Source organism: Candidatus Methanoperedens nitratireducens (assembly GCF_000685155.1).
GTDB classification, from domain to species: Archaea; Halobacteriota; Methanosarcinia; order Methanosarcinales; family Methanoperedenaceae; genus Methanoperedens; species Methanoperedens nitratireducens.
In genome coordinates this window covers 1-8,837 of the sequence record NZ_JMIY01000005.1, presented here as the reverse complement: position 1 = coordinate 8,837, position 8,837 = coordinate 1, and the positions used below count along the sequence as shown (strand labels likewise).

At 42.0% G+C, this 8,837-nt stretch carries 12 protein-coding genes and 1 tRNA gene; 6 read left to right on the top strand and 7 right to left on the bottom strand.

Annotation, left to right across the window (positions count from 1 at the left end):
- Nucleotides 1-56 precede the first annotated feature (56 nt).
- Nucleotides 57-467: a PIN domain-containing protein gene (locus ANME2D_RS09820; RefSeq protein ID WP_048091196.1), complete on the top strand. Its 411-nt coding sequence runs from the start codon at nt 57-59 to the stop codon at nt 465-467.
- A 148-nt stretch (nt 468-615) separates the two neighbouring features.
- On the opposite strand, the gene ANME2D_RS09815 is transcribed toward ANME2D_RS09820, so the two are convergent.
- Nucleotides 616-1,179: a hypothetical protein gene (locus tag ANME2D_RS09815; RefSeq protein WP_157834055.1), complete on the bottom strand. Its 564-nt coding sequence runs from the start codon at nt 1,177-1,179 to the stop codon at nt 616-618.
- Nucleotides 1,180-1,517: 338 nt separating this feature from the next.
- Between ANME2D_RS09815 and ANME2D_RS09810 the strand changes: the two genes are divergently transcribed.
- Together ANME2D_RS09810 and ANME2D_RS09805 are read left to right on the top strand one after the other, a co-directional pair.
- On the top strand, nt 1,518-1,766 hold the full coding sequence (locus tag ANME2D_RS09810; RefSeq protein WP_048091192.1) for a DUF5654 family protein: 249 nt from the start codon (nt 1,518-1,520) through the stop codon (nt 1,764-1,766).
- Nucleotides 1,767-1,939: 173 nt separating this feature from the next.
- Nucleotides 1,940-2,467: a DUF4382 domain-containing protein gene (locus ANME2D_RS09805; RefSeq protein ID WP_048091190.1), complete on the top strand. Its 528-nt coding sequence runs from the start codon at nt 1,940-1,942 to the stop codon at nt 2,465-2,467.
- 48 nt (nt 2,468-2,515) lie between these two features.
- On the opposite strand, the gene ANME2D_RS09800 is transcribed toward ANME2D_RS09805, so the two are convergent.
- The 4 genes from ANME2D_RS09800 to ANME2D_RS09780 form a co-directional block, all read right to left on the bottom strand.
- The gene (locus tag ANME2D_RS09800) at nt 2,516-2,836 is read right to left on the bottom strand and encodes an ArsR/SmtB family transcription factor (protein ID WP_048091188.1); all 321 of its coding nucleotides are present in this window, start codon (nt 2,834-2,836) and stop codon (nt 2,516-2,518) included.
- A 15-nt stretch (nt 2,837-2,851) separates the two neighbouring features.
- A complete protein-coding gene (locus ANME2D_RS09795) occupies nt 2,852-3,472 on the bottom strand; it encodes a methyltransferase family protein (protein WP_048091186.1) in 621 nt (206 codons plus the stop codon).
- 2 nt (nt 3,473-3,474) lie between these two features.
- On the bottom strand, nt 3,475-3,762 hold the full coding sequence (locus ANME2D_RS09790) for an SHOCT domain-containing protein (protein ID WP_081810228.1): 288 nt from the start codon (nt 3,760-3,762) through the stop codon (nt 3,475-3,477).
- Nucleotides 3,763-4,091: 329 nt separating this feature from the next.
- Nucleotides 4,092-4,166: transfer RNA gene (locus ANME2D_RS09780), tRNA-Met, on the bottom strand.
- Between the two features lie 122 nt (nt 4,167-4,288).
- Between ANME2D_RS09780 and ANME2D_RS09775 the strand changes: the two genes are divergently transcribed.
- Genes ANME2D_RS09775 through cofD form a run of 3 tightly spaced genes read left to right on the top strand, consistent with a single transcriptional unit; the run spans nt 4,289 to nt 6,952 of the window.
- On the top strand, nt 4,289-5,287 hold the full coding sequence (locus tag ANME2D_RS09775; RefSeq protein WP_048091182.1) for an ATP-binding cassette domain-containing protein: 999 nt from the start codon (nt 4,289-4,291) through the stop codon (nt 5,285-5,287).
- Nucleotides 5,287-6,051 (top strand): ABC transporter permease, encoded by a 765-nt coding sequence (locus tag ANME2D_RS09770; protein WP_052368789.1) that lies wholly within the window; start codon nt 5,287-5,289, stop codon nt 6,049-6,051. Before ANME2D_RS09775 ends, ANME2D_RS09770 begins: the two co-directional genes overlap by 1 nt.
- Before the next feature lies 1 nt (nt 6,052).
- Nucleotides 6,053-6,952 (top strand): 2-phospho-L-lactate transferase, encoded by a 900-nt coding sequence (gene cofD / locus ANME2D_RS09765; RefSeq protein WP_048091176.1) that lies wholly within the window; start codon nt 6,053-6,055, stop codon nt 6,950-6,952.
- 31 nt (nt 6,953-6,983) lie between these two features.
- Here the strand turns inward: cofD and ANME2D_RS09760 are convergent, their stop codons facing one another.
- A complete protein-coding gene (locus ANME2D_RS09760; protein ID WP_048091174.1) occupies nt 6,984-7,949 on the bottom strand; it encodes an ABC transporter ATP-binding protein in 966 nt (321 codons plus the stop codon).
- Nucleotides 7,950-7,952: 3 nt separating this feature from the next.
- A partial coding sequence (locus ANME2D_RS09755; RefSeq protein ID WP_048091172.1) for a COG1470 family protein occupies nt 7,953-8,837 on the bottom strand: 885 nt, incomplete at its 5' end.

Here is an 8,837-nt window from a genome sequence, read left to right as displayed (position 1 = left end):
GGAAACTTATAAAAAAATCCATACGAGAACAACATGATATCGAGTGAGTTGGGAAAATGAGACTGGTGATAGACACCAATATTATAATATCCTCCCTCATATCCAACTCAACACGGCGTTATATTCTGATGAATTCAAATATTGAATTTATAGCGCCAGAATACACATTTACTGAGATTTTAAAACATGCCGATCTTATCGAAAAGAAGGCAAAACTCGAATCTAAGGACCTGCAATATGTGATGGATATGCTATTTTCACGAATCACCATCTACCCAAAAGATGAATATGCCGATTGCTATGCTCAAGCTAAAAATATTATGAAAGATGTCGATCCCGATGATGCACCTTTTTTGGCGCTGGCTATGAAAACCAAAGTTGATGGAATATGGAGCGAGGATAAAGGATTCCAGCAGCAGAACTATGTAAAAGTATACACTACAAAGGAACTTTTAGAGCTTATATAACACAAGTTTTAACGATATTTCTGCGCCTTGATGACCTTTTATCCCTAACTCTGGCGCCAAACATGATCTCAAGCCTTTTCTCAATTGTATCTAAGGTATCCAATTCGTCTTTAAATGTCTGTTATCCGCGCCGGGATGCCTAACATTTCTATTTCCACTCCGTTTTATTTATGCCATACTTACTCAATTCGATTTTAAGTTTATCATAAATATTATCCACATCAGATTCTTCTGTTGAGATGTATTTGATGTTATGTTTTTTATAAATATCTTCCTTCTTTCTGCGATTTTGTATATAATCAGGTTCATCTGACCCCCAATGTTCTAAATAGATCCCAATTGCTTGGATATAAAAATCAGGATGAAGTTTCTGTCCGTCTAAGATCAAAGTTGGTTCATATTGAACTATGATTCCATTATCTGTCAAGAATTCTGCAATCGTTCTTTCAATTCTTGAACGGACCAATAAACCATGTTTTGTTCTTACTTTTAGACCTTCCTTATGTTTTTCTCTAAAATTTTGATATGTATATTTTATTTGCGGTTTATCTTTAGTCAATGCAGTTTTGATACCTTTTTTAATATTCTTTGATTTTAACCAGCAATCATAACAGAGTGGTTTATCATCTTCTTTCCAGTTTCCACAATTTTCACATTTAGTTAACAGACCTTCCAGAGACAAAGTGGATAAAAACCAGAATTCTTTCCGCAAATTTGACAAACCATAAGAATCAACATATCACTAAAAGTCTTATTATATATATTATTCTGATGCAAGAGTATTTAGGACGTAGACTAATGACGGTACATTTACATTAATTTCATGCGTAAAGAGAAGGGAAATGCAGGCTTGAGGAGCTTTAAGGCCAAGAAACGTACCTGGCGAACTATTTTATATACACTTCCTCAACCTGAATTAAAGGAAATGGGACTGATCTCTCTTAGAAGAAAATTATAAAAAATTCAAAACATAATAATAATAATTTGACTTTGAGATCAAACGATAATTTTATTACAAGGTTTAAGAATATCGATCACCGAGGTAGAGATATGGCTGAAGTAACTATGACTGAAATCAGGAAAACCGTTGCAACATCTTTAGGAACCGCATTCGGAATTGTTATTGGTATGGTCTGGACACAGGTTGTGCTCTCAGCTTTTGCCACAGGTGGAATACCTTTAACTTCAACTGGCGGAACATGGACTCAATGGAGCTATTTTGTTATTACGGCTATCGTTATAACACTAATATGCGTTATTGCGATCATAATGATAGGTAGATGGGGAGGAAAACAATAAAAGTATCACCTTGACTCTACATTTTTTAGGGATAATTCGATTCTAAAGGTTCTGTCAATTTCAAAAGCTTATCAGAGATTTTAAAAATTGTTATAGAATTCCTATTGGTACCAAAAAGTTTAAGTAAAATATAATATATTAATGCAAATTTAAGTGCGTATGGAGGTACGTAAATGAAAAACAAACTTTTAATAGCCATTTTAATTTTTGTAGCGGTCGGTTTAAGCGGTTGTGTTCAAAGTGAAACGGGGACATTAGTCATGCAAATAACCGATGCCCCTACCGATTTAAACATAGAGAAGGCTTTAGTGACGATATCTAATGTAGAGGTACATTTAGCTGGAGCTAATGAAGATGCAAATACAACAAATGAAACGGGATGGTTTACAGTAGTTAGAGAAGAAAAGACATTTGACCTAATAAAAATAAAAGATGTAGATGAGTTAATAGGAACTTCAGAGCTAAAGGCTGGTAAATATACTCAAATAAGGTTGAATGTTGAAAAAGCATTGGTGTCAATTGATGGAACTGAGTATAATCTAACAATTCCATCTAAAACAGTAAAACTAATTAAACCATTTAACATTGTTGAAAACCAGACAACAATACTAACACTGGATTTTGATGCTAATGAATCTATCCAGTCTCAAGGAAAAGACAGGTATGTCATGAACCCGACCATTAAGGTAATACAAGAATAATTCCTTTTAATTTTTTAACTTCTAATATTTATTTTATTTTTCCGATTTTTATAACATCCTCTTTACTAACTTCTCATTCTCTGTCAATTTTTCTAAAAGAACTTCCTTCATTAAATCGCATGCCTGCAAGATTTTCGGATTCGCAATGTTGTAGTAAATATTTGTTCCTTCCCTTCTCGTGGTAACAACATTATTCTGTCTCAAAACCGTGAGATGCTGCGAGACATTTGCTTGCGGCACACCAGCCAGTTCGGTCAGCTCGTTCACTGTTTTCTCTCCATCTCTGAGCAGGCTAATTATCTCCAATCTCCTGGGGTTTGTGAATATCTTGCAGATCTCAGCATGCATTTCAAAGATTCTCTTGTCCATTTTATGTACTCCAGTTCATATTTTAGCATTAAAGATTTTAATTAGCATTGCAGTTTCTTCTTTATATTTCAGATACTCTTCACCAAATTTTTCTTCCATCTCTTTTTCCTCTTTCTTTGCAAGCCGGACATACATAATCAGCAGTATTGGCCACATTATTACAGTAAGTATAGTGGGCCACTGGATAATGAACGCAGAAGTTATCAGTAAAATACCCAGATACTGTGGGTGGCGGGAGTATCTATATATGCCGTCCTTCACAAGCCCTGTAGCTTTATGTATTTTCTTCCATCCCAGCACGATCAGGGCAAGTCCTGTAAGAATCATGATCGAGCTTACCGCCATCACCAGAAATACGCCTTTATCAAGTTCCAGTATTCCCAGGTGATCGAGGGCAACTGCTATAAGATGACCCGTTTCGCCAGTGGGCTGTATCGAGATGCCTAAAATAGAGGATAGAAGGAAAATCGTAAGAGGAAAGCCAAACATCTCTGTAAACAGGGCGACCATGAAAGCCTCATATATCCCAAGCGTCTTCCAGTCGTGCTTTTTAGGAGTATAAGCAAATCCCGCAGCAAAGAGTGTGAAGAACAAAATACTTGCAATCACTGCCACCCAGTTTCCATACCAGGTCATGTTTACCCCTTCAGTTCCTTCTCCATCTCAAGGTACTGCTCTCTTGTTATTTCCCCCCTGGCATATCTCTTTTTCAGGATAGCAAGCGCAGACTCAGACGTTTCTTCTGATTTTTGTGTTCCGGCATTTATAAGTGAAATCACAAGCCAGATTATTGCTCCCCAGAATAATACCATTATGATGGCTCCAGAGCCCATGCCGAAACCCATCATTCCGCCTCCGGAAAACAACAGGACTACTACCACAAGTAGCGCGATGAGTATCCACAAAGTTGAACTTTTATTGCTCATTTTTATACATCTCTTCAATTTTGGATTCTAATAACATATTCTGTATATGGAATATTCGTATATATGAATCTTTTGCAAGCTTCGGCATGTTTTTGAGGTATCAATACCTATTTTAACACCAAGAGGTTGAGCAAACCGCCCACTTTCCACACCAACCTTCAGACCAAAATTTTCAGGAATAACCTTTTTTAAGGCTTTAAGCTCTGAGAAATAAGCAGTCTTAGCTTTCTCAAACCATGCTTCATACTTAATCAATTTATATCAAATATTCAGGAATGAAGGGTAATAGTATAATACGCGGAAAAATAAAAGCTCACACAACGCATGGATAGCGGGGCATGGATTCGAACCATGGATCTACGGGTTATGAGCCCGTCGGGATTTCCTGACTACCCTACCCCGCTGCTGGAGTGGAGTGAAAACAGTATTTCCTAAATGTAAATAATAACTCATAAAGTCATCGGTTACAAGACTCTTGAGATTGAAAAGCTCTATTATCATTAACGTTAATTAGGTACAGTAAAACATGCTTTATGCTATCGAAACAACCGGAATAACCAAGATCTTCGAGGGTGTTACTGCTGTAAATAATGTAAGTATCTCTGTAAAGACAGGAGAATTATTCGGTCTCCTTGGCCCAAATGGGGCAGGAAAGACCACACTAATAAATATGTTATCTACCATGACCGAACCCTCAGGCGGAAGTGCCAGGATCTGGGACTTTGATATCAGCAGGGATGCATCAGCGGTCAGGCAGAGTATAGGCGTGGTGTTTCAGGATACCACGCTGGATGATCGTCTCACCGGGAGGGAGAACCTTGATCTTCACGGCAGGCTCTATGGCATGGACAGCAAGAACAGGAAAAAAAGGATCGAAGAGGTTCTTTCCCTGGTCGAATTGACTGATAGAGCAGATTCAATAGTTAAAACTTACTCAGGCGGGATGATGAGGCGTCTTGAGATCGCCCGCGGGCTTATGCATCATCCACATGTCTTATTTCTTGATGAACCCACACTCGGCCTTGATCCACAGACAAGGAACCATATCTGGGAGTATATAAAGATCCTGAATAAAGAGGAGGGCGTGACCATTGTGCTCACCACGCATTATATGGAAGAGGCCGATCAACTATGCGGCAGGATCGCAATTATCGATCATGGCAGGATTGTTGCACTCGATACCCCTGTAGCACTGAAAAGCAGGCTTGGAGGAGATGTAATTACACTCGGGTTAGAGAATCCCGCTGATATGGCAAGATTATGTGATATCTATAAAAAGAACGGATGTGCAGAGATAGTGTCTCTGAAAAAGAACGAGGTTTTTATTACTGTCAGGGAAGGAGAGCGCCAGATCCCTCATGTGCTGAACCTTGCTTTGAATGCCGGTATTCCCATCCAGTCGGTAAGTCTTAGAAAGCCCACACTGGATGATGTATTTCTCCATCACACCGGCCGTGCGATAAGGGATAAAGAGGCAAGTGAAGCAGAACGCGTCGGATATATAATACGCTCAAGGAGGAAATAATGGTAAAAAAGGCGATCAATACTGTCTATACAATGTGGCTTCGGGAGATGCTGAGGTTCTGGCGCTCAAAATCGCGTATAGTTGGATCTCTTGCAACGCCTCTTTTTTTCCTGATAATCCTTGGTGCTGGTTTTAGTTCATCTTTCCAGCTTCAAGGAGGCGGTACATTCGATAGAAGTTATTTAGCGCCCGGCCTGATAGGTATGTCTGTTCTCTTCTCATCAGTGATGGGGGGCGTGTCTATCATATGGGACAGGGAGTTCGGTTTTCTTAAAGAGATATTAATTGCGCCTGTAAGCCGGTTCTTTGTATCGCTCGGAAAAGCAGTAGGAGGCGTTACAACATCCATGATCCAGGGTATATTGATCATGATTATTGCCTGGTTGATCGGGATTAGATATGTCTCATTCCCAGGTGTACTTGCAAGCATTGCGGTCATGTTCGTCCTGGGTATAGGATTTATCGGACTGGGTATTTCACTTGCTTCCAGAATCGAAAGTCATGAGGGATTCCAGATGGTCATGAGCTTCCTGACCCTGCCCCTTGTTCTTCTAAGCGGAGCTTTTTTCCCGATTTCAAACCTGCCTGGCTGGTTAATCATGCTTGTATATGCAAATCCTCTTACCTATGGAGTTGAGGCGCTTCGCTGGTTTTTACTTGGTAATTCCATAATTCCAGTATCGTTAAGCATAATAGTGATCGTCTCATTTGCGCTTTCGATGACTGTACTGGGCGGAAAATTGTTCGGGAAAATGAAGGTTTAATATGATAATCTTATCAGGTGGAACAGGCACACCCAAGCTGATCCAGGGCCTCAGGCTGCTTATCCCTGATGATGAGATCACAGTAATCGTGAACACAGCAGAGGATATTATTGTATCCGGGAATCTTGTCTCTCCTGACCTGGATACAGTACTGTACCTTTTCTCAGGGCAACTGGATGATACAAAGTGGTGGGGTGTTAAGAACGACACTTTTCATACGCACTATACCTTAAAAAAACTGGGTCTTAATGAGAAGCTCATGATCGGGGATATGGACCGCGCCACCCATATTTACCGCTCGGAACTAATGCGAAATGGTGCAGGCTTAACGCAGGCTACCCGGAAGATGTCATCAGTACTCGGGATAGGTGCCAGTGTTCTTCCAATGTGCGATGAAAAAGTAGATACGATGATCAATACACCGCAGGGACTGATGCATTTTCAGGATTTCTGGATAGGCGCTCGCGGTGAACCGGATGTTCTTGATGTTAATATTAGAGATATCGAAATAGCAAAACCCACAGATGAGGTGGTAGAAGCACTTGAATCTGAGGATAATGTGATAATTGGGCCGAGCAACCCGATAACAAGCATAGGGCCGATACTGGCATTAAAAGGAATGAGGGAAATATTAGCCAGGAAAAAAGTAATTGCTGTAAGCCCGATCATAGGTAGTTCACCAGTCAGCGGCCCTGCCGGGAAGTTGATGAGAGCCTGCGGGTTCCCCGTGTCATCTGTTGGCGTTGCTGAATGTTATGGTGATATCCTGGATGTTATTGTGATCGACCAGAGGGATACTGCTGATGAAAAAGACTTTAAGGTCAGAGCGGTGCGGTGCGATACCCTCATGACCTCGGTTGAGAAAAGTGAGAGGCTTGCTGGATGTGTATCAGGCATCTAATCATTGGTTCAGCCTTTTTACCCCGTCAGCCTTATGCCGCCTCTATCAACTTCAGGAACACCCGCTGCAAATCCATCCTCTCCTCCTCGAACATGGATATGGTTCCACCCATGGACTTCACCGCCTTCGCTATCTCCATGCGCGCACCTAAATCTGTAAGCAGCGAGATATGACCGTTCACTGCCTCAACAGAGCGCACGCCTTTTAATCCCCTCAATCCCTCCATAACCCTCTGCACAGGCAAATCCTGTACTTCAAGTGCATACCTGATGCCTACCTTTTCCCTCACCTTATCCCTGAGTTCATCCACAGTGCCTACAGCAAGCAGCCTGCCCCTTGCTATAACGCCTATCCTGTCGCATATCTCCTCAACCTCAGCCATGCTGTGGCTGCTTAAAAATACTGTCACGCCCTTTTCCTTGCTGAGCTTCTTAATCAAATCCCGCATCATCTGCGCGCCAAGAGGGTCTATGCCGCTTGTGGGCTCATCCAGGAAAAGAACACCTGGCTCATTTATCAGCGCCTGGGCAAGACCAAAGCGTTTTCGCATACCTGTTGAAAATCCACCTGTTCTCTGGTCTACGGCACGCTCAAGACCTACAAGCTCAAGCAGGTCAACAATCCGCTTCTCCCTTGTCTTTTCATCGATATCATACAGCTTTGCATAGAACCTGAGGTTCTGCCTTGCAGTAAGATTATCATAGAAGCCAGCAGGTTCAGGCAAAACGCCCGTGGCTTCCCTTATCTTGATAACCTCCCTCACGATATCAAAGCCCGCAACTTTTCCTGAGCCGCTACTTGGTTCAAGCAAGCCTATCAGCATCTTCATTGTTGTGGTCTTGCCTGCGCCGTTTGGTCCCACAAAGCCAAAGACCTCGCCCTTTTTAACGCTAAGGTTAAGCGAATCCACTGCGGTAATCTCATTTTTCTTACCAAATCGCTTGGTAAGATCTATTGTTTCTATGATATTTTCATTTTTTTCTTTTTCTGCATCCATATTTTATCTTCTCCCGAATTTGCGTATTATGAACACAAGCGCAGCAACAGCCAGCAGTACCATCCCGATGCCTGCCACTCCGCTTGACCCTGATTTTTCAACATTGACTTTGATGCTCTTTTCCTCGCCCTGAACATCGCCGCTCCTGGCACGCATGAATATCTCTTTTATCCCTGAACCTGCATCTGCTCGCGCAGTTATCTCAACAGGAATGCTCCTCGATTCCCCGGCCTCCAGTTTTTCTATTGTCCCGAAGCTTCTGATCTGGGTGCTGATGCCGCTTACGTCCTGTATCTCAAGCTGCACGTTGCTTAAAGCCTCATTCCCGCCGTTCCTCAGGGTTACCCTGATCTCTGTTGAGCTTCCAGGGTTAAGCGTTACCTCGCTGTAGCTCGGATAAAGGCTGAGTATCTGGCTTTTCTCAAGACCTTTGTTAACGGTGACCTCAAGCCTCAGGGATACGCTTTTCTCTCCGCTAACAGCCCCCACAAGTACGGGGTATATGCCGTCGCTTGCATTCAGGGAAGGTTTTACTTTTACCCTGAACTTCTGCTCGCCTTTGGCAGGCAGATCAAGCGTGGTAAGCCTCACTTTATCATCAGTATCTGAGAGGAATTCCACGTTCCAGCCTTCTGGCTTGCTCAGTGCTTTTAAGTTGAGCTTTATATGCTGGTCGTATCTGTTTTTCAGAGAGACGATAAATTCCGCAGCATTTTCAGGTCTTATTTCAAGACCTGGTATAGCTGAGCTCATCTCAAGATATGCGCTCAGGGCCTGGGTTGGGTCTGTGTCAGGGTTTATGCTGATGCTCAAGGGCAGAGAGATGATCTGGCTTCCGCTTTCCATGGATGCTCCGATAAGGATTTCGTAGTCCCCATCTGCTGCATT